The organism is Comamonas sp. B21-038, assembly GCF_022387135.1.
Classification (GTDB): Bacteria; Pseudomonadota; Gammaproteobacteria; order Burkholderiales; family Burkholderiaceae_C; genus Comamonas; species Comamonas sediminis.
Genome location: NZ_CP092462.1, coordinates 2,876,591 through 2,901,968 on the forward strand (window position 1 = coordinate 2,876,591; position 25,378 = coordinate 2,901,968).

A 25,378-nucleotide genomic window follows, 5' to 3' on the forward strand; every position below is an offset into this window, starting at 1 on the left:
GCAGCCGGGCCAAGCAAGCGCCTGGTGCGGCCTGGGCTATCAATTACGGGTACTGCCGGCATTCCCTGGACCAGCTCGCTGGCAGGAATGACAAGCGGTGCCCAACGGACTGCCAGCACAAGGCGCCCGGTCCGGTCGCTGAGAAATTCATTGAGGTCTACCGCGCTGAGGGAAACGCTGCAGCTGCGGCCTATAGCTGGAGGGCAAGACAAAATGCCAATGCCACAAACGAAGCGAGCGCAGATTCTGGCGCACATCCAATCCCTGGGTGAGGATGAGTTTGACGGGCCAAGCCTAGCCAATTTGCTGGACATCAAGCTGGTGACGGTCAACGAGTACCTAGGCGTCTTGCACCAAAGAAAGCAGGTGCACATCACCGGTTGGCTGCCTAGTGGCAGAACCACCCAGCTAAGCACGCGGGTCTATCGCATGGGGCCGGGGGAGGATACACCCCGGCCAAAGCAGAGCCCAGTGGATCGAAAGGCCTCCAACGCGGCGCATTACCAGAGGTGGCTGCAACGGCAGAAGGAAGAGCCGAAGAGCCAATACAACGGCTCTCCGACATCGGTCTTCGACTTAGCGCGTCACCTCTAGCCCAGCGGCACCCGAGTCCCATCCTTAGCGACCAGCGCGTTTGTATCGCCTGGCACCAGTTTCACCCCCAACAGCGTCTGCACCGCCTCAGTCGATGGCGGGCTACCCAGCCCTTTGCGCACGATCTTGCGCGTCTCTATGAAGTCTTTCAGGGACGTGGCATCAAGCTCGATGCACTGAGGGTAGGCGTTGTCATGTTGGGACCAGTGCGCGCGGATGGCACTGACCATGGTGTCGTAAAGCGTCATAGGGCCAAGTCTACCGCCCCCAGTGGGCCCCTATTCACAGCCCGCCTTGAGCGGGCATTTCCATTTCTGGAGCCCAACATGGCTGAAAACAACTCTTCCGCTCCCCTCAAGACTGCCGAGGGGATGGCGCTTGGCGATCTGTCCCAGCGCGTCATCTTGGATGCTATTCGTAGCGCATACGACACTGGCTATAACGACTCTCGCCTTGCTAAGAGCGTTCCCGGAGACAGCGCTCCCGGATATGAAGGCCGCAACATTGAAGCCGATCACGGCGGCGCTTTAATCGCTCGCTTAAATCAGCTGCTTGCAGCACCCCAGGCCCAGCCCGCTTTCCAGCAGCGCGTGCAGCCCTGGATGATGGAATGCTTCGGCGCCGAGATTGCGGCCGACCGCATCGAGCGCAATCACCGCTTTCTAGAAGAGGCGCTGGAACTGGTGCAAGCCACCGGCTGCACGCAGAGCGAAGCGCATCAGCTGGTGGACTATGTGTTTGGCCGCCCAGTGGGTGAGCCAGCGCAGGAGGTGGGCGGAGTGATGGTCACTTTGGCCGCGCTGTGCCTGGCCAATGGCCTGGACATGCACCAGGCGGGCGAAACGGAGCTGGCCCGCGTGTGGACAAAGGTGGAAGCCATCCGTGCGAAGCAGGCAGCAAAGCCTAAGCACTCCCCGTTGCCCCAGGCCCAGGCCCAGCCCGCTGATGCGCTGGATGCGTCGAGATTCGCATGGCTTGCCAAAAGCAGTTGGTATGTTGGCCCATCAAGCTTTTATGCGGACGAAGCTGGCGGTCTGCAGGACTACGACGATATGAACCTATCGCCTAAAGAGTTGCGTGCATCTATCGACGCCGCCATGGCTGCAGCCCAGGAAGGCGGCAATGCCGCAGCCGGAAAGGATGGTGCAGCATGAGCACCCAGACCAAAGAGCAAGCAATCCTTGACTTCGACCCTTTCGAGGGTGATTTCGGGGAGCCCGGTGATTCCATCCTAGCCAACAAGATGGTGACCGCCCGGAAGCCTGGGCCGTGCTCTCACTGTGAGCAGGAGATACAGAAGGGCGAGCGCGTGCGCAGCATGGCTGCCAAGTTCGGGGACTTCATGCGCTACCGCTGGTGCGCGGCCTGCTGCGATGCCATGGTTGCAGCCGACGACGATTCTGACGATTCGGCGGATCCGTGGGAGGCATGGGAAGCGCGTGCCGCCCTCCGCAACGACCAACGCGCCCAACAGAGGGAGGGCTAGTGATGGCAGGTCAATACCTTGAAATTGGCGATGCCGTGAAGGACAGCCCGCAAGGCGCCGGCACAGTGACCGACATCACCGACGCCGGATTCCCGCGCGTCAACCATGAGGCCGTGGCCTGGCTGGAGCGAGACGACGGAGCGATCTTCGACCCGCGCGGCGTGCGAGAGAAGCACCTTGCCCAGCGCGCCCAGCAGAGGGAGAGCCAGTGATGCGAGCCCTAATCCTCATCGCTATCGCAGGCGCGGCATACAGCCAGCCAATCACCATGCAGAAGTTTTACCACTTCACTGGCCGCGTCGTACCTGGCGCAGTCGCTGCGAGGTGCGAACAGGCTGGGGGCTGCTATGTGCTCACACACAAGGAACTGATGGACGGCCTTCAATCTGCGCATCGCGCGGGGCAAAGATCGGCCCAGGCCCAACCACAGAAGGACAGCAACCAATGACAGCTGCAGTTTTAGACCCATGCTGCGGTGGCCGCATGATGTGGTTCGATAAAGCGGACCAGCGCTGCCTTTTTGGCGATCAGCGCAGCGAAACCATCGTCGTCACTGATCGCAGCCACCGAGAAGACGGCACAAGAACTCTGGTGATCGAGCCGGACATGCTCATGGACTTCCGCGCCCTACCGTTTCCGGAGGCCTCGTTCTGGCATGTGGCTTTCGATCCTCCTCATTTGCAGAGGGCTGGCCCTCGGAGCTGGCTGGCAGCCAAGTACGGCAAGCTGGGCGCCGATTGGCGCGACGACATGCGCCTTGGATTCACTGAATGCTTTCGCGTCCTCAAGCCCAACGGCACGCTGATTTTCAAGTGGAACGAAACGCACATCAAGGTCAAAGAGGTGTTGGCCTGCACCCCGCACAAGCCCCTTTACGGCCAAGTGTCCGGGCGAACCGGAATGACGCACTGGTTGGCATTCATCAAGCCCGCCCCCAAGGAAGCACCATGACCCAAGTAAACGACATTGTTCAAGTCAATCCCGACCGCGAGACATTCGGCGCCTGCATGGTTGTAGTCACCGAGGTTAAGTCTTGGGGCATCCAGGGATACGTCCAATCGGCCGGCGTTGATGGCCAGCAATACATTCGCCTCAAATCTGGCGACTTCGAGCCAACTGGAGGAAAAGCAGTATGGGTAGCACCATGACCGACAAGACAGAAGCACAGCCCGAAGCGCTGCGGCTGGCCGCCGAGTTCGAGGATTGCATTCGAATAGACGCTATACCGTCAATCAACGACGTGAAGAAATCAGCCGCCGAACTGCGCCGCCAGCACGCCGAGATACAGCAGCTCAAGGCCCAGCTATCAGCGCGGCAGGCTGCGCCGGATGAACGTCTGCGTACGGCGCTGGAGCGAATTATTGGGTGGAACCGCGACCATGCCAACGAGCTATGCGGCGATCCTGACAGGGCGGAAGGATGGGCTTGTGTTCGTGAAGCACGCGCCGCCCTCTCAGCCGCCCTCTCCACACCTGAGCGGGAGCCGCTGACGGATGAGCAGATCGAAGCTGCCTACAAAAATCTGCAAGTGCGGCGCAATAAGGACCAGGACGAAGCCTTTCAGGCAGGCATCGGCAAGAGCTGCATGCACTGCAGTGAGGGCCACTATCAAGCCGACTGGAATGGCTATTCCACCTTCCACCGCTGCAACAAATGCCGCCATGTGCCGTTTGACCTGTCCGGGCTGGTCAAGAAGTCAGCCACATCCTGCTGGTGTGAAACCTGCCGGCCCAACACGCTATCCGACATGCGGATGGTTCTTTGCCCCGATTGCGGCAACAAGCGATGCCCCAAAGCCACCCACCACGACAACGCCTGCACCAACAGCAACGCGCCAGGGCAGCCTGGTTCGAGCTGGGAGCATGTGAAACCTCATGGAGCCACCAATGACAACCCCTGACCCAAGCCGTGAGGCTTTCTACGCATGGTTGCGAACCCACGAGGACGAGGTGGGTGCTCTTGATGACACCAGCGCTCTGGCGGGATGGCTAGCTGGCACCCGAGATCTGCGAGAAGAACTGCAACGCGCCCACGAGGCTCGGCGTCAAGCCCAGACGGAAGTGGCCGCCCTCCAGGAGAAGTGCAACCGCATCGGCCTGGACATCGACCGGGCGCTGCGCGGCGAAGTCAACGAGCAGTCGCCCATCGCTGGCCGGCTCAAGCTAATCGCCCAAAAGGCAGGGCAATGGAAACCCTGGCCAATGGGGTGACAAACGAGCACCCCTCCCCGAACAAGACGAACCCGAGCCCCGCCAATGAGCGGGGTTCTTTTTTGGAGAACTGATAAATGATCGCAACAGCACCCGCCCTGCTGCGTCGTCAAGATGCAGCGGAGTTCCTCGCCATCGGCAAGGACACCTTTGATGACCTGCTCAAACAGGACAAGACTTTCCCCAAGGCCCGGGAAATTTCAGCCCGTCGCGTCGGCTGGCTTGTCTCCGAACTGGCCAGCTGGGCAGCAGCGCGCCCCCAAGCGGACATGCTGCCGCCACCCAACACTGCCCACAAAAATCGCGCTAGGGGGCCGCGCTCGCAGCCAGAGCCTCATAGTGAGCACTGATGACGGCAAGCCACTCCCGGCGCTCCTTGTCGTAGGAGTGCCGGTCATACACCCCGACGATGCCCGAAGGCATGTGGCCGATTACCGCCTCGGCCACATCCCGCGGGCAACCCAGTTTCGAAAGCTGTGTCCGCGTTGTCCGGCGCAGATCATGAGGCGCCCATTCAGTCACAGGAAGTTTTGCCCTGTGCAACTCACTGGGATGATTGGCATAGGGCTGCTTAGTCCAAACTTGGGTTGCAATCGACTTTTGAGGCATGGGCAAATGGCGCTCCGCTTTACGAACTCTTGGGAAAAGCCATCCGTCGCCCTTCTCATCCTTGCGGCGCAGCACAATCTCTAGCGCCCGACCTATCAGAGGCACGCGATGATCGTATGCGGCATCGTGCCCCTCGATCTTGATCATCTCAACTGGCACAGTCACCCACCACCCATCTGCCTCCTCGACCACCCATTCCCCACGCAACGCGCAGATCTCGGAGCCGCGCATGGCCGTCCATAAATAGAGCTGCAGCACGTCAGCCACTTGCCGCGAGAAGTTGGGCAACCAGCGGAGTAATTTGCCTACTTCTTCGTCGCTCAGAACACGCTTGGCCGTGACTTGCTTGCCCTGCCGCACCTTTCCCTTGCTGCGCAGCCGACCTTTGAAGATTTGACGCCAGTGATTAGGCGTCTCTTCCGGCACCCGCCCAGACTCGATAGCGAGATCCCAGGCCGCCCCCAGCTCCTGTTTCAGCATGCGTGCCTGCACTGGGGTCTCTTCCAGCACGCTGATCAAGTCATAGGCATCTGCTCGCTTCACATCGGACACACGCATAGCCCCAAATTTTGGTGTTACGTGGTTCCTGAACAGCCGCTTCATTTCCTCTTGGCCCTTAGGCTTGCGGCGCTTTTCCACATGCTCTGTGATGTACATCTGCACAATGTCGGCCACGGTATCGCCTCGCCCGGGAGCCTGCGGCCGCGCCGCCTTCGCCTTGACCTTGACGGGCGAAACAACGGCTTGTCCATCTCCACGCTGATCCCGTAATACCTCCCAGGCCGCTACAGCTGCTGCATACGACATGGCTGGCCACTGGCCCACTGCGACCTGCTTCATCAAGCCGGTCTGCGGGGACTTGAATCTGTAGATCCAAGATCGGCGCGTTTTACCCGCAGTCAAGCGCAATCCCGGCGCATCGGTTACGGTAATATGCTCACCCGGTTTCAGCAGCTTCGCTGCGCGTGCATCAAATGTCATGGCGTACCATTGGCTATTGGCAGCCAGGCGTAGGAATTTTCAAGCTCCAGCAGCCGTGGCGTAGGAAGGTTTTAGGAAGTGCATTTTTCCTACGCCATTCTACCCAGTGCAGACCCTCGCAGACCAGATGCAAACCCTTTCAATGAAGACGGCAAAGATTGGATTTTGTCCAATCAAAACAAATAGATGAGATCACAAGACATGGGAAATCAAGCACTTAAAGACGCTGATTTTTCATCGCATACCCCCATGATGCAGCAGTACCACGCTGCCAAAGTGGATCACCCCAACACCCTGCTGTTCTACCGCATGGGGGACTTTTACGAGCTGTTTTATGGCGATGCCGAGAAGGCCGCGCAGCTGCTCAATATCACCTTGACCCAACGCGGCCAGTCGGCCGGCCAGCCGATTCCAATGGCGGGCGTGCCCTTCCATGCGCTGGAGAACTACCTGGGCCGTTTGCTCAAGCTCGGCGAATCGGTAGCGATCTGCGAGCAGGTGGGCGAAGTGGGGGCCAGCAAGGGGCCGGTGGAGCGCAAGGTGGTGCGCGTCGTCACGCCGGGCACGGTGACCGACAGCGAGCTGATGAGCGACAAGGCCGAGGCCATGCTGCTGGTGGTGCACCAGGCCCAGCGCGCCCGCTGCGGCCTGGCCTGGCTGAGCGTGACCCAGGGCAAGATTTTCCTGGCCGAGTGCACCCATGAAGAGCTGCCCGCCTGGATTGCCCGCATCGCGCCCAGCGAAGTGGCCTACAGCGCCGGTGCCTCGCAGCGCTTTGAACAATCGCTGTACCAGCTGCGCAGCAGCGGCGTGCTGACCTGCCCGCTGGCGCTGCGCCCCGACTGGCAGTTCGACGAAAAGCTGGGCGAGCGCAAGCTGCTGGAGCAGCTGGGCGCCGCCAGCCTGCAGGCCTGGAATGCGCAGACCCTGTATGCCGCCCATGCGGCCGCTGGCGCGCTGCTCACCTATGCCGAGCACACCCAGGGCCGCAACCTGCCCCATGTGCAGACCATCTATGTCGTGCGCGACGATGCACTGATCGACCTGCCAGCGACCACGCGCCGCAACCTGGAGCTGGTCAAGACCTTGCGCGGTGAAGACAGCCCCACCTTGTTCTCGCTGATCGATACCTGCCAGACCGGCATGGGCAGCCGCCTGCTCAAGAGCTGGTTGCTCGAACCCAGCCGCGACCGAAGCGATGCGCGCGCGCGCCTGGGCGCCATCGGCGTGCTGCGCGGCGACAGCGACACGCTGTCTGCCGCACCGTGGCAGATCCTGCGCACCGAGCTCAAGGGCGTCTCCGATGTGGAGCGCATCACCGCCCGCATCGCGCTGCGCCAGGTGCGCCCGCGCGAGCTGGTGGCGCTGGGCCTGACCTTGCAAAAGGCGCAGCAGCTGGCGCGCAATGCCGCCGCACCTGCGCCTTTGCTGGGCGAGATTTTTGAAGCGCTGCAGCCGCCTTTGGATGCGATGGAACTGCTGATCCGCGCGATCGCGCCCGAGCCCGCGGCGCTGGTGCGCGATGGCGGCGTGATTGCCGAAGGCTTTGATGCCGAGCTGGACGAGCTGCGCGCGATCCAGACCAACTGCGATGCCTTTTTGCTGGACCTGGAGACGCGCGAGAAAGCGCGCACCGGCATCAGCAACCTGCGCGTGCAGTTCAACAAGGTGCATGGCTTCTATATCGAAGTCACCAGCAGCCACAAGGACAAGGTGCCCGACGACTACCGCCGCCGCCAGACCTTGAAGAACGCCGAGCGGTTCATCACCCCCGAGCTGAAAACCTTCGAGGACAAGGCGCTGTCGGCCCAGGAGCGCGCCCTGCAGCGCGAGAAATGGCTGTACGAGCAGGTGCTGGACCAGCTGCAGCCGCAGGTGACGGCGCTGTGCCGCGTCGGCCAAGCGATTGCATCGCTGGATGCGCTGTGCGCACTCGCCGAGCGCTCGCTGACCTTGAACTGGTGCGCCCCCCAGTTTGTGCCCGAACCCTGCATCGACATCGATGCGGGCCGCCACCCGGTCGTGGAAGCACGCCTGGCCGAGACCTCCAACGCCTCGTTCATCGCCAACAACACACGGCTGTCGAGCCTGCAGCGCCTGCAGATCATCACCGGCCCCAACATGGGCGGTAAATCGACCTATATGCGCCAGGTGGCGCTGATTGCGCTGCTGGCCAGCATGGGCAGCTATGTGCCTGCCACACGCTGCCTGCTCGGGCCGATCGACGCGATCCACACCCGCATCGGCGCGGCCGATGACCTGGCGAACGCCCAGTCCACCTTCATGCTGGAGATGACCGAGGCCGCGCAAATTCTGCACAGCGCCACGCCCTTCAGCCTGGTGCTGATGGACGAGATTGGCCGGGGCACCAGCACCTTTGACGGGCTGGCGCTGGCCAGCGGCATTGCGACGCACCTGCATGACAAGACCAAGGCGCTGGCCTTGTTCGCCACCCATTACTTTGAGCTGACCGAGCTGCCGGCCAAGGCCAAGCATGCGATCAACATGCATGTGGCCGCGACCGAGGCGGGCAGCGACATCGTGTTTTTGCACGAGCTGCAACCGGGCCCGGCCAGCCGCAGCTATGGCGTGCAGGTGGCCAAGCTCGCCGGCATGCCGGCGCCCGTGCTCAGCCATGCCCGCCATGCGCTGGCCGCGCTCGAATCGCGCCAGCAGGCAGGCGACTCCCAGGTGGACCTGTTTGCCCAACCGGCTTCGGCCGAGACCCCGACCCCCAGCGCCGTCGAGGCGCAACTGCGCGAGCTGCAACCGGACACGTTGACACCGCGCGACGCACTCGATCTACTGTATTCACTCAAGCGACTCGCTGACAAGTCATGACCTATTGTGTAGCCATCAAGCTGAACGCCGGCCTGGTGTTCCTCTCCGACTCCCGTACCAATGCGGGCCTGGACCATATCAGCACCTTCCGCAAGATGATGGTGTATGAGAAGCGCGGCGAGCGCTTCATGGTGCTGCTGTCTGCCGGCAATCTGTCGATCTCGCAATCGGTGCGCGAGATTTTGCAGACCCAGCAGCTCGAAGACGAGAACGGCGGCCCGCCCATCACCATCTGGAACGCCAAGAGCATGTTCGACGCCACCCGCGTGCTCGGTGCCGCCGTGCGCCATATCCAGGAGCGCGACGGCAAGGCGCTGGAGCGCGCCGGCGTGGACTTCAACTGCAGCCTCGTGTTTGGCGGCCAGATCGCCGGCGAGAGCCCGCGCCTGTTCCAGGTCTACTCGGCTGGCAACTTCATCGAGGCCACGGCCGAGACCCCCTACTTCCAGATCGGCGAAGCCAAGTACGGCAAGCCCGTGCTGGACCGCGTGCTGACCCCTACGACGCCGCTCAACGAAGCAGCCAAGTGTGCACTGGTCTCCATGGACAGCACGCTCAAATCCAACCTGTCGGTGGGTCTGCCGCTGGACCTGGTGGTTTATGAAACCGACGCGCTCGCCTGCGACAACATCGCCTGCATCGACGAGTTCAACCAGTACTTCCGCATGGTGCGTAACACCTGGGGCGACAAGCTGCGTCAGGCCTTTGACAGCATCGAAGACCCGCACTGGGACAGTGGCGACAATGCAGCGTCCATCCAGCCGGACAGCAGCGCGATTCGGCCGGTAAAGAAGATCACCAACTCCAACGTGATGCTCTAAATGGATGTGGTAGCGCGGGGCTCGCAAGGCCCCAGCGCTGGCACTCAGCCATGCACCAGGTTCGGGTTCTGCGCCAGCTGCAGGGCAATCGCGCGGCAGGTGCGCAGCAGCGGCTGGATGTAGGCAGCCTGCACATCCTCACGCTGGCGGAACAGCAAGGTGCTGACGCTGATGGCGGCCACGGGGCTGCCGTCCGGCCCCAAGACGGCGGCGCCAAAGCAGTAAATGCCCTCCTCATTCTCCTGCGCATCGGTGGACCAGCCGCGCTCGCGCACCTCGTCCACCTGCTGCTGCAGCGCCTTGGCATCGCCCACGGTCTGCGCGGTCAGCGGCGCATAGCTCAGCGCTGCCATCAATGCGCTGGCCTCGGGCTGCGGCAATGCGGCCAGATAGGCCTTGCCGACGGCGGTGGAGTACAGGTTCACGCTGGTGCCAATGCGCGATGACATCTGCACAGCGCTGTCGCTTTCGAGCTTTTCGATATAGACCATGCTGTGGCCCGACGGCACGGCGAAATGGATGGTCTCCTGTGTCGCATCGCGCAAATCACGCAGCGCCGGTGTAGCGGCCAGACGCAGGCCCGAGCGGCTCCAGCTGCGGCTGGCCAGTTGCACCAGGCGCGGGCCCAGGGTCCAGCAGCGCGTCGACCCGGCCTCCACCAGCATGCGCTCGGCCTGCAGCGCCGCCACGATGCGGTGCACTGTGGGCCGCGGAAAGCCCGTCGCCTTGGCTATTTCTGCAATGCCCAGGGGCTCGCTGCTGTCGGCCACCAGTTGCAGCACACGCATGAACTTGGAAAATGCTGCCGTGCCGGCAACACTGCTTTCAGAAGACGAAGTAACCATGTTTGGATCCCATACTGCGCAGAGCATACCCCAGCGCAGGCCAGGTCACGGCCGCCAGCCGCAGGCGATGCACGGTTTGCGCAGGGCGGCATGCCTGCGGCCGTCGCAGCCCTGCGCTGGCCGAAGCCTTCATTTTTTCCATAGGCATGCGGAGCAGCACCTTTTGCAGCAATGCACTCCGAACAGTGACTCCGGAAAATCCGTATCCACGATGGCGGCGGCCCGTTACGATGTCGCATCCCCACGCTCCGCTGCCCTCGTCCGCCATGCGCTTTGACCTGCAAGACCTGCGCCTTTTTGTCCATACGCTGGAGTCCGGCACCATCACCCAGGGGGCCGAGCGCTGCCATATCACGTTGGCATCGGCCAGCGAGCGCATCCGGGGCATGGAGACGGTGCTTGGCGCGCCGCTGCTCCACCGCAGCAAGCGCGGTGTAACAGCCACCGAAGCGGGGGCCGTGCTGCTGCCCCATGCACGCCGCATGCTGCTGCAGATGGAGCAGCTGGCCGGCGACATGCAGGCCTTTGGCCAGGGCCTTGGCACGCGCATCGAGCTGCTGGCCAACACCTCGGCGATCAGCGAACACCTGATTGCGCCGCTGGGCGCCTTCATGCAGGCCAACCCGCAGCTGCGGCTGGAGCTGCGCGAATGCACCAGCGATGCAATTGCCCGTGCGCTGGTGGCCGGTGAAGCCGACATGGGCGTGCTCTCCAACGCCGTGCCTGCGGGCAGCCTGCACACCCAGGTCTGGCGCGATGACCCACTGGTGCTGCTGGGGACGACGCGCCTGTTGAGCGCCCTGCCCCAGGACGTGCAGCTGAACCACCTCAAGGACATTGCGCTGCTGGGCCTGCTGCCCCAGCATGCGCTGCACCAGCTGATGGCCGCGCAGGCGCTGCAGGCGGGTGTGGCCCTGCGCTACCGCGCCCTGGCCCCGCACCTGGAAGCGCTGTGCGACTGGGTCGCGATGGGCCTGGGCGCCGCACTGGTGCCACGCACTGCTGCAGAATGCGCCACCCTGCGCTGGCCCCAGGCGCGGCTGCGCCTGCGGCCGCTGAGCGCCGACTGGGCCGCGCGCCAGCTGGTGCTGGCCTGCCGCGACCCGGCGCAACTGCCGCCCCAGGCGCTGCGGCTGTGGACGTTTTTGCAAGAGGCCGCCCACTAGCCAGCCGCAACGGGTACCCGCAGGCGCCCCCGCCAAGCCCCGCATAGCCGACGGCCTGCCCGGCCTTTGCGCCGGGCGCCCCGATCTTGTGCAACACTTGCGCGCTTATGTTTTCTCGCCTCTCTGTTTACCTGGCGCCCATGCTGCTGTGCGCCGCCGCCCCTGCCCTGGCTGCAGGCTTTGATGACTGTCCCCAGTTCTTTGCGGGCAAGCCGCCCAGTACCAGCGCCTACGGCCAGTTGCGCCCGCTGTGTTTTGAAGAGTTCGCAGTGCTGCACTCGGGCCAGACCAAGACACCCATCTTTGTGGCCCAGCGCCTGAACGCCCGCATGCTGGAGCAGGCCAAGGACTTGAAGCGCAGCGACAAGTTCTACCCCGAAGCGCGGCTGCCCGAGCGCGAACGCGCCCAGCTGTCGGACTACCGGCGCTCCGGCCTCAGCCGTGGCCATATGGCTGCCGCTGGTGACATGAGCACCAAGTACGGCAAGGCCCAAAGCTACTCGCTGGCCAATATGGTGCCGCAGGACCCGACCCAGAACGGCAAGCCCTGGTCGCAGATCGAGCAGGACACGCGCCGCTATATCCGCCGCGCCCAGGGCGATGTGTTTGTCATCACCGGCCCGGTGTTTGGCAAGCAGCGGCGCACCATTGGCGAAGGCCAGGTCTGGGTGCCCGACGCCGTGTTCAAGATGGTCTACGACCCGGCCACCGGCCAGCGCTGGGTGCATCTGCAGGACAACCAGCCATCGGCCAAGGCCGGCAAGCCCCTGAGCTACGAAGAGTTTGTGCAGCGCACGGGCATTCGCCTGCTGGACTGAGCACCGCCCTCACACCCACAAAAGGGCCCATGCTGCAGTGCGCAGGCATGGGCCTTTTTTGCGGGTTGACGGTGCAGATCAGTGGTCGTTGGCGGCATCCAGGAACGCCGTACCCTCGGTCAGCGGCGCAAAGCGGTAGGACGCGGGCGTGCGGCTCAGCTTGACCGGAGCGCCCAGGCCGGTGTAGTCGCCCATCTTCACAACCATCTCGCGGTGCGCGGTGTGCGGGGCTTGCAAGGCCTGCTCCACATTCAGCACCGGCGCGGCGGGCACGCCGATGGCCATCAGGTCTTCGGCGAGTTGCACGCCGTCATGTGTGGCAAACGCTTGTTCCAGCAGCGGCTTGAGCGCATCGCGGTGGACCGAGCGCTGGCCGGCGGTGGCAAAGCGCGGGTCGTCGGCCAGGGCTTCCTGCCCCAGGTGCTGGCACATCAGGCGGAACTGGCGGTCGTTGCCCACGGCCAGAAAAATCGGCGCCTTGCCGGTGTTCACAACATCGTAGGGGTAGATGTTGGGATGGGCATTGCCGGAGCGGCCAGGGATCTTGCCGTTCATGAACCAGTTGGCAGCATGCGGGTGCAGCAGCGAGATGCCGGCGTCGTACAGCGAGGCATCGACCAATTGGCCCAGGCCGCTGCGGCCGCGCTCATGCAGCGCCAGCAGCACGCCGATGACGGCATTGAGGCCGGTGACCATGTCGACCACCGGCAGGCCCACGCGCAGCGGGTCGCGGTCGGCCTCGCCGTTGATGCTCATCAGCCCGGCCATGGCCTGGATGGCGGCGTCATAACCGGGCAGGCTGCCCAGCGGGCCATCGGCACCAAAGCCGGTGACACGGCACCAAACCAGGTGCGGAAACGCATGCTGCATCTGCTCGTAGCCAATGCCCCATTTCTCCATCGTGCCGGTCTTGAAGTTCTCGACCACCACATCGGCCTGTGCCATCAGGGCGCGCACCTGGGCCTGGCCTTCGGCACTGGCCAGGTCCATGAACTGCACGCGCTTGTTGCGGTTCAGCCCCAGGTAATACGAGGCCACGCCATCGCGGAACGGCGGGCCCCAGCTGCGCGTGTCGTCGCCTTGCGGAGGCTCGACCTTGAGCACATCGGCACCATGGTCACCCAGGATCTGGCCGCACAGCGGCCCGCCCAGAATACGCGAGAGATCGAGCACCTTGATGCCCTGCAAAGCGCCACCATGGGCCGCCTGTGTTGTTGTCATCTCCGTTTTCCGTTGGGTCAGTCCAGCGTCACACCCGACTGCTGAACCACTGCCTGCCATTTGTCCACTTCGGTGGCGATGAAGCGCCCCAGGTAGGCAGGCGAGCGATCGGGTGATGCCTCCAGGCCCTGCGCGGCAAAGGCCTTTTTCACACTGTCCGAATCCAGCGCCCTGGAGAAGGCCTGGTTGAGCACCTGCACACGCTCGGGCGGCGTGCCCTTGGGAGCCACAACACCGAAGAAGACACTCACGTCATACCCGGCCATGCCCTGCTCGGCCACGGTGGGAATGTCGGGCAAGGCGCTGGAGCGGCGCGCGGTGGCGACGCCCAGCGGCTTGACCTTGCCTGCCTTGATATAGGGCATGGCCGTGAGGATATCCGTAAAGCTCATGTCGACCTGTCCCGCCAGCAAATCATTGAGCGCCGGGCCCGTGCCCTTGTAAGGGATGTGCTGCAGCTTGGTGCCGGCCAGGTTGTTGAACAGGACCCCGGCCAGGTGCGACGAAGCGCCATTGCCCGACGACGCGAAATTGAGCTTGCCCGGATGGGCCTTGTCCAGCGCGATCAGGCCCTGCACGTTGTCGGCCGGCAGGCTCGCCTTGACAACCAGGATATTGGGCAGGTAGCCCACATAGATGATGGGCGCGTAGCTGGTGCGCGGGTCGTAGCTGATCGACTTGTACAGGCTCTTGTTGATCGCCAGCGGGCCCGAGGTGCCGAACATGATGGTGTAGCCATCGGGCTTGGCGCGCGCCACATACTCGGCGCCGATATTGCCACCCGCGCCCGCGCGGTTTTCCACCACCACGCTCTGGCCCAGCTCGCGCGTCAGCTCCGTCGCCAGAATGCGGGCCATCGCATCGGTGGGGCCACCGGGCGGGAAAGGCACGGTGAACATGATCGGGCGGTCGGGAAACTTGTCAGCGGCCTGCGCCGATGCCATACCCAAGCCACCCGGGCCACCCAGGCAAGCGAGGGCGAGCGCGGCCGCGTTCAACGAAAATTTTTGCATTTTGTCTCCATGGATTCAGGAATGCAGGTCTGGTGCCTGCGTGTTGATCTCGGCATCTGCGCCGGTCTGCGGATAGGCGAATCAGGCCAGCCACTCTTGCGGAATGGACTCGCTGGCCAGCGGGTCGCGCGGCAGCACCCGGTGCAGCAGCACCAGTTGCGACAGGCGCAGGCGCTCGGCCGATGCGATCTGGCCGGCTTCCCAGGCCATCGCAATGGCGGTGGTGCAGTTGTACAGACCGGTGGCGGCCTGGCGGGCCAGCACCGCGCCGCCGTCTTGCGCGGCACGCTCGGCCAGCGCACTGGCGCGGGCCAGTGCGGCATCCAGCGCCTGGCGGTAGCCGGCACTGAGGCGGCAGTCCGCCAGCAGGCCTTGCAGGTAGGCCTGCAGCACCGGCAGCGAGCCTTCACGCTGGATGGCGCGCACGACATCGAGCGCAACGATATTGCTGGTGCCTTCCCAGATGGAGCCCAGGTGCGCATCGCGCACCAGACGGGGATCCGTCCATTCCTCGATGTAGCCGCAGCCGCCGCGCACTTCCATCGCGTCACCCGTCACCTTGCGCGCATCGCGGCACGCGCGGAACTTGATCATCGGCGTCAGGATGCGCAGCAGCGCATAGGCCTCCTTGTCGCCCGCGTCCGAGCGCATCAGGGTCTGCGCGGTCTGGAACACCATCGACCGCGCCTGCTCGGCGGGCACGCGCAGCTTGTCCAGCTGGCGCTGCATCAGCGGCATGTCCTGCAGGCGCTTGCCAAAGGCCACGCGCTCGCTGGCCACAAACTCGGCTTCGGCGACAGCGCGGCGCATCATGCCGGCCGAGCGCACGCCGTTGGACAGGCGCGAGTTGTTGACCATGTCGGCCATCTGCACAAAGCCCCGGCCCTGCTCGCCAATCAGGTAGGCCATCGCGCCTTCCATGCGGATCTCGCCGCTGGCCATTGACTTGGTGCCCAGCTTGTCCTTGAGGCGGATGATGCGGTAGTGGTTCTGGCTGCCGTCATCGAGCTGGCGGGGCAGCAGGAACAGCGAAATGCCCTTCATGCCAGCGGGTGCGCCGTCGACACGGGCCAGCACCATCGCAAACTCGGCATCGGGGTTGGAGCAGAACCACTTGTCGCCCGTCACCCGCCAGCTGCCGTCGGCCTGCGGTTGCGCCAGGGTCTGGGTATTGGAGATGTCGGAGCCAGCGGCCTGCTCGGTCATGAACATGGCGCCCTGGGCCTGGCTGTCCCAGTCCAGCGACAGCAGCTGCGGCAGGTACTTGGCGACCAGCTCCGGCGCACCGAATTTCTTCAACGTGCGGGTCAGCGAGTCGGTCATCGACAAGGGGCAGCACAGGCCAAACTCGGACTGCACGAACAGGTAGGTCAGCGCATATTTGACGATGGGCGGCATCTTGCCCTGCCAGCCCAGCATGTCGTCGCGGTGCGAGATCGCCTGCAGCCCGAATTCGCCATAGGCGATGCGCTCCAGCTCTTCATAAGCCGGGTGCTTGATGATGCGCTGGCGGTCTTGCCCGGCGCGGCTGCGGTGCTCCAGGGTGGGCGGGTTCTTGTCGGCAATGCTGGCCAGCTCGTCGATGCGGCCGCCGGCCAGCGCGCCCATGCGCTGCAGATAGGGCTGCAGATGGGCCACCAGATCGGCGGGCAGGTAGAGCTGCAGCAGCTGCTGCAAAGCCGGGTCGGTGCTGTAGAAATTGCTGCCGTGGCGATCGGGCACGGGGTGGTCATGGGCGTGTGCCACCTGCGCGATGGCGCTGCGCTGGGATGGGTCCGGTGCGGACATGCGGGTCTCCTGATGGCAGGACTGGCGGCGCTGCGCTCGACGGAGTGCGCTGCCGGTCCGCGTGGTTACGCGTGTTTTATGCGAGGGTTCGCGCTCTGGTCGCGGGGTTTTGCGCCATTTCAGCAGCCGCTGCTATTCGCGTCAAATATTATTAAAATCTTTATCGATATGTATTAAATATAGTTAGGAGCACCCCATGGAGCTGCGGCTGCTGAACTACTTCGCAACCCTGGCCGAAGAGCTGCACTTCAGCCGTGCAGCCCAGCGCCTGTCCATCTCGCAGCCGCCGCTGTCGGTCGCGATCCGCCAGCTGGAGGAAGAAATTGGCGCCGCGCTGTTCGAGCGCAGCAGCAAGGGCGTGCGCCTGACCGCTGCCGGCGCCCACCTGCTGCCACGCGCACGCCAGCTGCTGGCGCTGGCCGGGCAGGCGGTGCAGGAGACGCGGGATGTGGGCCAGGGCGTAAGCGGCCATCTGCGCCTGGGCTTTGTGGGCTCGGCGCTGTACCGGGGCGTGCCCCAGGCGCTGGCCCATTTTCAGAATGCGCATCCACAGGTGCGCATTGACATGCGCGAGCTCAACAGCGCCGAGCAGCTGCTGGGCCTGCAGCAGGCCGAGCTGGACATGGGCCTGGTGCATTCGGTGATGCTGCCCGAAGGCCTGCACAGCCAGTTGCTGATGCAAGAGCCCTTTGTGGCCTGCCTGCCGCGCCAGCATCCGCTGGCCGGCCATGCGGTGCTGGATTTGGCACAGCTCAGGCATGAGCGCCTGGTGCTGTTTTCCAGCGCCGTCTCTCCGCTCTACCACCAGCGCATCTACCAGATGTGCATGGCCCATGGCTTTGCGCCCGAGGTGCGGCATGAGGTGCGGCACTGGCTGTCGGTGCTGTCGCTGGTGTCGCTGGGCCAGGGCTCGGCCATTGTGCCGGCCGCGCTGCAGCGTGTGGGCATGCCCGATGTGGTGTTCATCCCGCTGATGGGCGAGCAGCCGCAATCCGAGCTGCTGGCCGTCTGGCGCAGCCAGCCCGACAACCCTTTGGTGCACAAGCTGCTGCTCAGCCTGCAATCGGCCGTGCAGGCAGTGGCGCAAGGCGCTTGATCAGCCCGTGTGGCCGCTGAGCACGGTGCGCAGCAGCAAGTCATCAAGCGGCGCAAAGTCCACGCTCGGCGTCTGCGGCGCCGGGGCGGCTTCCAGCTGCGCCAACGTGGTCTCGATAAAGGCATTGAGCACCGGCATTGCGGGGCCATGCTCGGACTCCTTGGCCGCACGCTTGACCACCAGCAGCGCCGCAATCGCGTCGCGCACCGCCGGATCGGCGACCGTGCCATCGACCAGATCCTGAAAGCGCATCGGCGCCACACCCCGGCCTTCGGACACCCACAGGCAGGCCAGCAGCGGGCGCAGCACATACAGGTACTTTTTGAGCCGCACCGTCTCGCCCTGCAGGTATTCGCGGTAGTTCTTGCGCGCCATGTGCAGGTAGTGGTAATGCGTGCGCTCAGGCAGGTGCACGCGTTCGATGGCGGCACGCATGTCGGCGACAAACAGCGGATCGGCCTGGTAGACCACCGGCGAATCAAACCATTCGATCAAGGTGGCATTGCCCTTTTTGAGCAGGCCCAGCGCCTTGCGCAGCTCCCAGCCGTTGACATCGAACACATCGGAGATCGGCAGCTCGATCACATCGCGCTGCTCGCTGACGCTCAGGTACCAGGGCAGGCGCGGCGCGTAGATGAAGCGCACATCGTAGTCACTGTCGGGCGAGGCAAAACCCCAGCCCCGGCTGCCGGACTCGCAGGCAAACAGGATGCGCACCTGGTGCTCGATCTCGATCTGCGCCAGTTTGGCCTCGATGCTGGCGCGCACCGCCGGGTCGATGGGGTGGACCTGCGCTTGCCAGGCGTCGGATGGGTTCATGCTCGCTCCCTTCAAAACCCCTGATCTTGCCAGAACCGCTGCGTCCCAGCCCCGGGCATCGTCCGCGCAGGCGGCACAGGCAATGCGAATGCATCTGCTTACGGCCCGCATCCAGAGCGGTGGTGCATGGGCATTTGGCTGCTGTCGCAACCAAGGCCACACAGACACGCGATACTGCAGGCTTCGCAAACTTTAACCGAGAACAAGAACATGCAAGGCCATCCCGACGTCGTCGATTACCTCAAGGACCTGCTGCGTGGCGAGTTGGCCGCACGCGACCAGTACTTTGCCCACTCGCGCATTTACGAAGACCAGGGCTTCACCAAGCTGTTCACCCGCCTGGACCATGAGATGCAGGAAGAAACCCAGCACGCCGATGCGCTGCTGCGCCGCATCCTGATGCTGGGTGGCCGTCCCGATATGCGCCCCAAGGAATTCACGCCCGGCGCCACCGTGCCCGAGATGCTGCAAAAGGACCTGGACACCGAATACGAAGTGCGCGCCGGCCTGCGCCAGGGCATGGAACTGTGCGAGAAGCACAGCGACTATGTGAGCCGCGACATTCTGCTGGCCCAACTGCGCGATACCGAAGAGGACCATGCCTACTGGCTGGAAAAGCAGCTCGGCCTGATCAACATGATGGGCCTGCCCAACTACCTGCAAAGCCAGACCTGAAGCTACGCCGCGCCCATGCAAAAAGGCCGCCAGATTTGATTCTGGCGGCCTTTTTTATTGCAGCATATCGCCCAGAGCCCCCTCAGGCGCTGGCACCTGCCAAAGACATTCAGGATGCCGCAGCAGGCGCCGTCGGCATGCGCATCGAGCGCACCAGCGCGGCCAGCACCACGCCATAGGCGGGCACAAACAGCAGCAGGCTCACGGCCAGCTTGATGACATAGTCCACCAGCGCGATCTCCACCCAGTTGGCGGCCATGAAGGGATCGGCACTGCGCCAGAAGGCGATGGAGAAAAAGGCAGCGGTATCGAGCGCCTGGCCAAACACCGAGGCGGCAGCGGGCGCCATCCACCAGGCATGGCTCTTTTGGCGGATGCGGTCAAACACCTGGATGTCTAGCAGCTGGCCCAGCACATAGGCGGCAAAGCTGGCCAGCGCAATGCGGAACACAAAGCTGTTGAAGGTCTGCAGGGCCTCCCAGCCGTTGAAGCGCCCTTCATGGAAGATGACGCCGACGATATAGGACACCAGCAACGCAGGCAGCATGGCCCGGGTGATGACGCGGCGCGCCTCGGCCTTGCCAATCAGACGCACGGTCAGATCGGTTGCCAGAAAGATGAAGGGAAAGCTGAAGGCCCCCCAGGTGCTGTGAAAACCAAACAGCGAGATGGGCAGCTGCACCAGGTAGTTGCTGGCGATGACGATGGCGATATGGAAGGCCACCAGCAAGGACAGATAGAAGGGCACGCGAGATGCAGGGGTCTGCACGGCATGAGCGGAGTTCATGACATTCCTTTTTGGTCAATGGGGGCGAGGGAACCCATGGCTACGAAAAAATGGCCCGAGAACCACGCAGGTTCCTGGACTCAGGGGGGCGTATTGTATCCGTGCTGTGCAAAACCGGCTTCGGCGAGGGTGCAATCCCAGACCGCGAGTGCATGCGCGCGTCCGTCCCCGGCCACACCCATGCAGAGGCCGATGATAAAAACCTGTACAAATAAACAGTTAGCAGAGATACTAAGCACTGTTTATTTAAACAGTCATCTAATCTATGGAAGTCTCTACCCCGATCGCCATCAGCCTGCAGGATTGCCACGGCATTGATCCCGCCCTCAAGCACCGCGCCGAAGCGCGCTTTGCCAGAGAGATCGGCAAGTTTTTCCCCGATGAGCAAGACATGCTGGAAGCGCTGAGTGCCTACACCGATGCTGCCGAAGGCGGCGAGATCTCTGCCCGCCAAGAGGTGCTGGCACGCGCCTGGCTCAAGGCCTTCGACAAGGCACGGCAGGCAGGCTTTCAGGGGATTGGCGTCGAAGAGGCGTACTTCGACGTGCGCCTGGGCTAGAAACCCCCTGCAAGGCGTCAGTGAATGGATCCCCACCTGGGCTGGGCGCTGATGCGCCCTGCCCGCCGCGCCATGTCAGCGCGCGCAGCTGAGCGATTCGCGCCAGCTGGGCTCGCTCACCATGCGTTTTTGCGACTGCAAGGTGTCGCGGCAGAGGTTTTCCAGCGTACTGCGGTTGCCCGGGTCATTCCAGTCCCAGGGACTGGTGCCGGCCAAGGCCAGCGCTTGTTGCGCACGCGGGCTCTGGCTGCGCACATCCTGCTCGATGCCCTGGTGCGCGGCCAGAAAATCGGCGCTGCTCTGGGCGGTTTCATCGGCCCGCAAAAAGCCTGCGCTTTCGCAGCGCTGCACCTGGTACCAGTTGTCCAGTGCATACATCACGGCGCCCTCACAGGGCGTCGCCTGCGCGCTGGTGACCTCGGCAGAGGCGGCGCTGTCCGTGGCGCCACCCTGCACTTGCGCCAGGCTGGCACTGGCCATCACTCCAGGCACCAGCAGCGCCACCACATATTTCCACATCTTCATCGGACTCATTTCTCCCGTCGGGCATGTCTACAAATGGGGCAAGCAAGCCTGGCCATGGCCAGGCCCTCCGGCGCACAGGCACGGCCTGCGGCCAGCGAACATTGTGCATACCTCCGTTTTTTTTGCACGGGGCCGCACGCAAAACCTAGATACATGGCATAAAAAAACCCGCCGAAGCGGGTTGGAAGGGCAGAGGCTGCAAACCCCTGCACTTGGGCCAAAAGGCTTAGATCTTCTCGGCCACCTCGGCGTATTCCGAGATTTCGTTGAAGTTCATGTAGCGGTAGACGGAAGCCTTGTCGGCATCGATCACGCCCATTTCCTTCAGGTACTCTTCCTTGGTCGGCAGCTTGCCGATGCGCGATGCGATCGCGGCCAGCTCGGCCGAGCCCAGGAACACATTGGTGTTCTTGCCCAGACGGTTGGGGAAGTTGCGGGTCGAGGTCGAGATCACCGTGGCGCCTTCACGCACCTGGGCCTGGTTGCCCATGCACAGCGAGCAGCCGGGCATTTCGGTACGGGCACCCGCGGTACCAAAGGCGGCGTAGTGGCCTTCCTTGATCAGTTCGCTCTGGTCCATCTTGGTGGGCGGTGCCACCCACAGCTTGACGGGGATGTCACGCTGGCCGCCCAGCAGCTTGGCTGCAGCGCGGAAGTGGCCGATGTTGGTCATGCACGAACCGATGAAGGCCTCATCGATCTTGGTGCCGGCCACCTCGGACAGGAACTTGGCGTCGTCCGGATCGTTGGGGCAGCAGACGATAGGCTCCTTGATGTCGGCCAGATCGATCTCGATGATGTGCGCGTACTCGGCGTCCTTGTCGGCTTCGAGCAGATCGGGCTTGGCCAGCCAGGCTTCCACTTTCTCGATACGGCGCTGCAGGGTCTTGGCATCGGCATAACCGTCGGCGATCATGTTCTTCATCAGAACGATGTTCGAAGTCAGGTATTCCTTGATCGGCTCGGGGTTGAGCTTGATCGTGCAGCCAGCGGCAGAGCGCTCGGCCGACGCGTCGGACAGCTCGAACGCTTGCTCGACCTTCAGGTTGGGCAGGCCTTCGATTTCCAGGATGCGGCCGGAGAACTCATTGATCTTGCCGGCCTTGGCGACGGTCAGCAGACCGGCCTTGATCGCGTACAGCGGAATCGCGTGCACCAGATCGCGCAGGGTCACGCCCGGCTGCATTTCGCCCTTGAAGCGCACCAGCACCGATTCAGGCATGTCCAGCGGCATCACGCCGGTCGCGGCACCGAAGGCCACCAGGCCCGAGCCTGCGGGGAACGAGATACCGATAGGGAAACGGGTGTGCGAGTCACCGCCGGTGCCGACGGTGTCGGGCAGCAGCAGGCGGTTGAGCCAGCTGTGGATCACGCCGTCACCAGGGCGCAGGGCCACGCCGCCGCGGTTGCTGATGAAGTTGGGCAGTTCGCGGTGGGTCTTGACGTCCACCGGCTTGGGATAGGCCGCCGTGTGGCAGAAGGACTGCATCACCATGTCGGCGGAGAAGCCCAGGCAGGCCAGGTCCTTCAGCTCGTCACGGGTCATCGGGCCGGTGGTGTCTTGCGAGCCCACGGTGGTCATGCGCGGTTCGCAGTAGGTACCAGGGCGCACGCCCTGGCCTTCCGGCAGACCGACCGCACGGCCGACCATCTTTTGCGCCAGGGTGAAGCCGGCCTTGGATTCGGCAGGCGCCTGGGGCAGACGGAACACGGTGGACGCGGGCAGGCCCAGCGCTTCACGCGCCTTGGCCGTCAGCGAGCGGCCGATGATCAGGTTGATACGGCCGCCGGCACGCACTTCGTCGAGCAGTACATCGCTCTTGAGCGAGAACTCGGCGATGGTCTCGCCGTTCTTGACGATCTTGCCGTCGTAGGGCAGCACATCGATGACATCGCCCATCTCCAGCTTGGAGACGTCCACTTCGATCGGCAGCGCGCCGGAGTCTTCCTGTGTGTTGAAGAAGATCGGAGCGATCTTGCCACCCAGGGTCACGCCACCAAAGCGCTTGTTGGGCACAAAGGGAATGTCCACACCCGTGCCCCAGATGATGGAGTTGGTAGCGGACTTGCGCGAAGAACCGGTGCCGACCACGTCGCCGACGTAGGCAACCAGGTTGCCCTTCTTCTTGAGCTCTTCGATGAACTGCATCGGGCCGCGCTTGCCATCTTCCTCGGGCTTGAAGGCCGCGTCAGGGCGCGTGTTCTTCAGCATCGCCAGATAGTGCAGCGGGATGTCGGGACGGCTCCAGGCATCCGGTGCGGGCGACAGGTCGTCGGTGTTGGTCTCACCGGGCACCTTGAACACGGTGACGGTGATCTTCTTCTCGACTTCGGGGCGCGACGTGAACCACTCGGCATCGGCCCAGCTTTGCATCACTTCCTTGGCCTTGGCATTGCCGGCCTTGGCCTTGTCGGCGACATCATTGAAGAAGTCGAACATCAGCAGCGTCTTCTTGAGCGCATCGGCAGCCACGGCTGCCACGTCTGCGTCATCGAGCAGCTCGATCAGCGGATGAACGTTGTAACCACCTACCATCGTGCCCAGCAGCTCGGTGGCCTTGGCCTTGGAGATCAGCGCCACTTTCAGGTCGCCGTGTGCCACGGCAGCCAGGAAGGAAGCCTTGACCTTGGCGGCATCGTCCACGCCTGGCGGCACGCGGTGGGTCAGCAGATCGAGCAGAAATGCTTCTTCACCGGCAGGCGGGTTCTTGATCAGCTCGATCAAGTCAGCGACCTGCTTGGCATCCAGCGGCAGTGGGGGGATGCCCAGAGCGGCACGCTCAGTCACATGGTCGCGGTAGGCTTTCAACATACGTTCTCCGGTTCTCTATTTCAATGGTGGGGCGCTCGCAAGGCGTCGGGCATCCGCGCCGCTGTTCTTATCAGCGGCCGTTGCCTTCAAACAGTGCGGCAGGTGGGTTTTTCTTGATGGCTTCGGCAACCTGGTTCTGCTCGGGGCTCATGCACTCGTCGGCCAGACGCTGACCGAGCTTGCGGTTGATCAGCATGGACTTGTTGGCCACCTGCAGCCACATGGCGCCTGCGTGCTGGTCTTCCAGGCGGATGGTGCCGGTGGAGGTGGACACCGGTGCCATGTGGTACTTGAAGCCCTTGCCTTCAACGAAGAAGTAGCCGGGGTTGACCGAGTCCTTGGCGATATTGATCGAGGCGCCCAGCTCGCAGTTGATGCGGCCCTGGTAGACCTGCTCGGCGATGGCCAGTTCGGCAGGGGTCAGGGTCTGCTGGGCGGGAATGGCGGCGGCCGCAGTGGCGGCGCCGGCGCCCGCGGCGACCGCAGCACCCTTTTTGGCAGTGGCGGCACGCTTGGCAGGGGCCTTTTTGGCCGGTGCCTTCTTGGCCGCAGTGGTTTTGGCAGCCGCTGGCTTGGCAGCCTTTTTCTCTTGCGCCTGCACACTGCCCATGGCCAGAGTCAATGCAGGAACCAAGACCAACAAAGAAATCACGCGATTTTTCATAACAACTCCCGCGATACAACGCAAGAAACAGGAAAAGGGCTGGACCCGGATGGTTACAGCCACTCCCGCACTGTACCCGGCAACGGACAACCCGTCTGCGCAGCACGCTCCAAAATTTGCCAAAAGTAACGATAACTTGCACGGTCATGCAAGACCCCATCGACGCTGATCGGCGCCCATTGCGCGTCTGCCGCCGCCCGCACGATGCGGGCCGCTTCATCGACCTGGCTCTGCGTCGGCGCGAAGGCCTGCAGGATGGGCCGGATCTGCGCGGGGTGGATGCTCCATATGCGGGTGTAGCCCAGCTCGCCATAGGCGCGGCGGGCTGCCTGCTCCATCGCATCGGGATTCTTGAACTCGGTCACCACGCAGTGCGACGGCACCTTGCCGTAGGCGTGGCAGGCGGCGGCGATCTCCAGCTTGGCCCGCAGCACCAGCGGATGCGTGAACTGGCCTTGCACACCCATCGCGCTCGAAGGGATGGCGCCGCCATGGGCAGAGACAAAATCCATCAGGCCAAAGCTGATGCTCTGCACGCGGGGGTGGGCCGCAATCTCGAAAGCGCGGTGCACCGCCTGGGGCGACTCGATCAGTGCATGCAGCGGCACCGGGGTGCTGGTGGCCGCCTGCAGCAAGCGGTCGACCTTGTCGATGTCATCGGCCGACTCGACCTTGGGAACCATGATGTGGCACAGCTGCTCGCCTGCCTCACCGGCGATGGTGGCGATGTCCTCGGCCAGCGCCGCGTGGTCAGCCGCATGCACGCGGGCCGCGACACGGGCGCCGGGTGCGGCGTTCCTGGCGAGCGAGGCGACCAGCCGGGCATGGGCCTTTTCCTGGCCAACGGCCGCGCCGTCTTCACAATCCAGGGTCACATCGAACACGCAGCGGCCAAACTCTTCCATCATCTGCGCCTGCAAGGCCAGGCTCTTGCGCATGCGGTCTTCAACACCGCTGTAGTGGTCGCAGACCGGCAATGCCAGGGCCCCGGACTGGGCGCCGAGCAGTACCTGTGCAGGATGGATGGCGGAAACACTCATGGCTACTG

General features: G+C 63.7%; 27 protein-coding genes. 15 read left to right on the forward strand and 12 right to left on the reverse strand.

The features are described 5' to 3' along the window. Positions 1-590 precede the first annotated feature (590 nt). Positions 591-842: a hypothetical protein gene (locus MJ205_RS13310; protein ID WP_239808910.1), complete on the reverse strand. Its 252-nt coding sequence runs from the start codon at positions 840-842 to the stop codon at positions 591-593. A 78-nt stretch (positions 843-920) separates the two neighbouring features. Here MJ205_RS13310 and MJ205_RS13315 point away from each other — a divergent pair, with 78 nt between their 5' ends. From MJ205_RS13315 to MJ205_RS13350, 8 genes are all read left to right on the forward strand, one after another. Then, positions 921-1,748 (forward strand): hypothetical protein, encoded by an 828-nt coding sequence (locus MJ205_RS13315; RefSeq protein WP_239808911.1) that lies wholly within the window; start codon positions 921-923, stop codon positions 1,746-1,748. Further along, positions 1,745-2,080: a hypothetical protein gene (locus MJ205_RS13320; protein WP_239808912.1), complete on the forward strand. Its 336-nt coding sequence runs from the start codon at positions 1,745-1,747 to the stop codon at positions 2,078-2,080. Before MJ205_RS13315 ends, MJ205_RS13320 begins: the two co-directional genes overlap by 4 nt. Before the next feature lie 2 nt (positions 2,081-2,082). Then, entirely contained in the window at positions 2,083-2,292 is a 210-nt protein-coding gene (locus tag MJ205_RS13325; protein ID WP_239808913.1) for a hypothetical protein, read from the forward strand. A 274-nt stretch (positions 2,293-2,566) separates the two neighbouring features. After that, positions 2,567-3,031, forward strand: a complete 465-nt coding sequence (locus tag MJ205_RS13330; RefSeq protein WP_239812745.1) for a class I SAM-dependent methyltransferase — start codon at positions 2,567-2,569, stop codon at positions 3,029-3,031. After that, positions 3,028-3,228: a hypothetical protein gene (locus tag MJ205_RS13335; protein ID WP_239808914.1), complete on the forward strand. Its 201-nt coding sequence runs from the start codon at positions 3,028-3,030 to the stop codon at positions 3,226-3,228. The genes MJ205_RS13330 and MJ205_RS13335 overlap by 4 nt, the downstream gene beginning before the upstream one ends. After that, positions 3,225-3,980 (forward strand): hypothetical protein, encoded by a 756-nt coding sequence (locus tag MJ205_RS13340; protein ID WP_239808915.1) that lies wholly within the window; start codon positions 3,225-3,227, stop codon positions 3,978-3,980. Before MJ205_RS13335 ends, MJ205_RS13340 begins: the two co-directional genes overlap by 4 nt. After that, positions 3,967-4,290, forward strand: a complete 324-nt coding sequence (locus MJ205_RS13345; RefSeq protein ID WP_239808916.1) for a hypothetical protein — start codon at positions 3,967-3,969, stop codon at positions 4,288-4,290. Before MJ205_RS13340 ends, MJ205_RS13345 begins: the two co-directional genes overlap by 14 nt. A 77-nt stretch (positions 4,291-4,367) precedes the next feature. Beyond that, complete coding sequence (locus MJ205_RS13350; RefSeq protein WP_239808917.1) at positions 4,368-4,640, forward strand: helix-turn-helix transcriptional regulator; 273 nt, start codon at positions 4,368-4,370, stop codon at positions 4,638-4,640. Here the strand turns inward: MJ205_RS13350 and MJ205_RS13355 are convergent. Next, complete coding sequence (locus MJ205_RS13355; protein ID WP_239808918.1) at positions 4,597-5,880, reverse strand: tyrosine-type recombinase/integrase; 1,284 nt, start codon at positions 5,878-5,880, stop codon at positions 4,597-4,599. The genes MJ205_RS13350 and MJ205_RS13355 overlap by 44 nt on opposite strands. 249 nt (positions 5,881-6,129) lie before the next feature. Here MJ205_RS13355 and mutS point away from each other — a divergent pair, with 249 nt between their 5' ends. Next, positions 6,130-8,721, forward strand: coding sequence for a DNA mismatch repair protein MutS (mutS, locus tag MJ205_RS13360; protein ID WP_239808919.1), 2,592 nt, complete (start codon positions 6,130-6,132; stop codon positions 8,719-8,721). Further along, positions 8,718-9,542 carry a proteasome-type protease gene (locus MJ205_RS13365; protein WP_239808920.1) on the forward strand — a complete coding sequence of 275 codons (825 nt, stop codon included), beginning with the start codon at positions 8,718-8,720 and terminating at the stop codon, positions 9,540-9,542. The genes mutS and MJ205_RS13365 overlap by 4 nt, the downstream gene beginning before the upstream one ends. 44 nt (positions 9,543-9,586) lie before the next feature. On the opposite strand, the gene MJ205_RS13370 is transcribed toward MJ205_RS13365, so the two are convergent. Further along, a complete protein-coding gene (locus MJ205_RS13370; RefSeq protein WP_239808921.1) occupies positions 9,587-10,387 on the reverse strand; it encodes an IclR family transcriptional regulator in 801 nt (266 codons plus the stop codon). A gap of 230 nt (positions 10,388-10,617) precedes the next feature. On the opposite strand from MJ205_RS13370, the gene MJ205_RS13375 reads away from it, so the two are divergent. Continuing rightward, positions 10,618-11,553, forward strand: coding sequence for a LysR family transcriptional regulator (locus MJ205_RS13375; protein ID WP_239808922.1), 936 nt, complete (start codon positions 10,618-10,620; stop codon positions 11,551-11,553). Between the two features lie 107 nt (positions 11,554-11,660). Beyond that, positions 11,661-12,371, forward strand: coding sequence for a DNA/RNA non-specific endonuclease (locus tag MJ205_RS13380; RefSeq protein ID WP_312415103.1), 711 nt, complete (start codon positions 11,661-11,663; stop codon positions 12,369-12,371). A 78-nt stretch (positions 12,372-12,449) separates the two neighbouring features. Here MJ205_RS13380 and MJ205_RS13385 read toward each other — a convergent pair whose 3' ends face one another. The 3 genes from MJ205_RS13385 to MJ205_RS13395 all read right to left on the reverse strand — a co-directional run bounded on the left by MJ205_RS13385 (position 12,450) and on the right by MJ205_RS13395 (position 16,393). Further along, the gene (locus tag MJ205_RS13385) at positions 12,450-13,592 is read right to left on the reverse strand and encodes a CaiB/BaiF CoA transferase family protein (protein WP_239808923.1); all 1,143 of its coding nucleotides are present in this window, start codon (positions 13,590-13,592) and stop codon (positions 12,450-12,452) included. Positions 13,593-13,609: 17 nt separating this feature from the next. Beyond that, positions 13,610-14,536 carry a Bug family tripartite tricarboxylate transporter substrate binding protein gene (locus MJ205_RS13390; RefSeq protein ID WP_239812746.1) on the reverse strand — a complete coding sequence of 309 codons (927 nt, stop codon included), beginning with the start codon at positions 14,534-14,536 and terminating at the stop codon, positions 13,610-13,612. 150 nt (positions 14,537-14,686) lie between these two features. Then, a complete protein-coding gene (locus tag MJ205_RS13395) occupies positions 14,687-16,393 on the reverse strand; it encodes an acyl-CoA dehydrogenase family protein (RefSeq protein WP_239808924.1) in 1,707 nt (568 codons plus the stop codon). A gap of 196 nt (positions 16,394-16,589) precedes the next feature. Between MJ205_RS13395 and MJ205_RS13400 the strand changes: the two genes are divergently transcribed. After that, entirely contained in the window at positions 16,590-17,489 is a 900-nt protein-coding gene (locus MJ205_RS13400) for a LysR family transcriptional regulator (protein ID WP_239808925.1), read from the forward strand. Here MJ205_RS13400 and MJ205_RS13405 read toward each other — a convergent pair whose 3' ends face one another. After that, positions 17,490-18,308 (reverse strand): nucleotidyltransferase domain-containing protein, encoded by an 819-nt coding sequence (locus tag MJ205_RS13405; protein WP_239808926.1) that lies wholly within the window; start codon positions 18,306-18,308, stop codon positions 17,490-17,492. 210 nt (positions 18,309-18,518) lie between these two features. Here MJ205_RS13405 and bfr point away from each other — a divergent pair, with 210 nt between their 5' ends. Beyond that, complete coding sequence (gene bfr, locus MJ205_RS13410; RefSeq protein ID WP_239808927.1) at positions 18,519-18,983, forward strand: bacterioferritin; 465 nt, start codon at positions 18,519-18,521, stop codon at positions 18,981-18,983. 109 nt (positions 18,984-19,092) lie between these two features. Here bfr and MJ205_RS13415 read toward each other — a convergent pair whose 3' ends face one another. Beyond that, positions 19,093-19,770: a 7-cyano-7-deazaguanine/7-aminomethyl-7-deazaguanine transporter gene (locus tag MJ205_RS13415; RefSeq protein WP_239808928.1), complete on the reverse strand. Its 678-nt coding sequence runs from the start codon at positions 19,768-19,770 to the stop codon at positions 19,093-19,095. Positions 19,771-20,035: 265 nt separating this feature from the next. On the opposite strand from MJ205_RS13415, the gene MJ205_RS13420 reads away from it, so the two are divergent. Next, positions 20,036-20,329 carry a hypothetical protein gene (locus tag MJ205_RS13420; RefSeq protein WP_239808929.1) on the forward strand — a complete coding sequence of 98 codons (294 nt, stop codon included), beginning with the start codon at positions 20,036-20,038 and terminating at the stop codon, positions 20,327-20,329. A 75-nt stretch (positions 20,330-20,404) separates the two neighbouring features. On the opposite strand, the gene MJ205_RS13425 is transcribed toward MJ205_RS13420, so the two are convergent. The 4 genes from MJ205_RS13425 to MJ205_RS13440 form a co-directional block, all read right to left on the reverse strand. Further along, entirely contained in the window at positions 20,405-20,854 is a 450-nt protein-coding gene (locus MJ205_RS13425) for a hypothetical protein (RefSeq protein WP_239808930.1), read from the reverse strand. Positions 20,855-21,080: 226 nt separating this feature from the next. Further along, the gene (gene acnB / locus MJ205_RS13430; protein WP_239808931.1) at positions 21,081-23,666 is read right to left on the reverse strand and encodes a bifunctional aconitate hydratase 2/2-methylisocitrate dehydratase; all 2,586 of its coding nucleotides are present in this window, start codon (positions 23,664-23,666) and stop codon (positions 21,081-21,083) included. A 70-nt stretch (positions 23,667-23,736) separates the two neighbouring features. Next, the gene (locus MJ205_RS13435; protein ID WP_239808932.1) at positions 23,737-24,330 is read right to left on the reverse strand and encodes a hypothetical protein; all 594 of its coding nucleotides are present in this window, start codon (positions 24,328-24,330) and stop codon (positions 23,737-23,739) included. 53 nt (positions 24,331-24,383) lie between these two features. After that, the gene (locus MJ205_RS13440) at positions 24,384-25,370 is read right to left on the reverse strand and encodes an HpcH/HpaI aldolase/citrate lyase family protein (protein WP_239808933.1); all 987 of its coding nucleotides are present in this window, start codon (positions 25,368-25,370) and stop codon (positions 24,384-24,386) included. Positions 25,371-25,378: the final 8 nt, after the last annotated feature.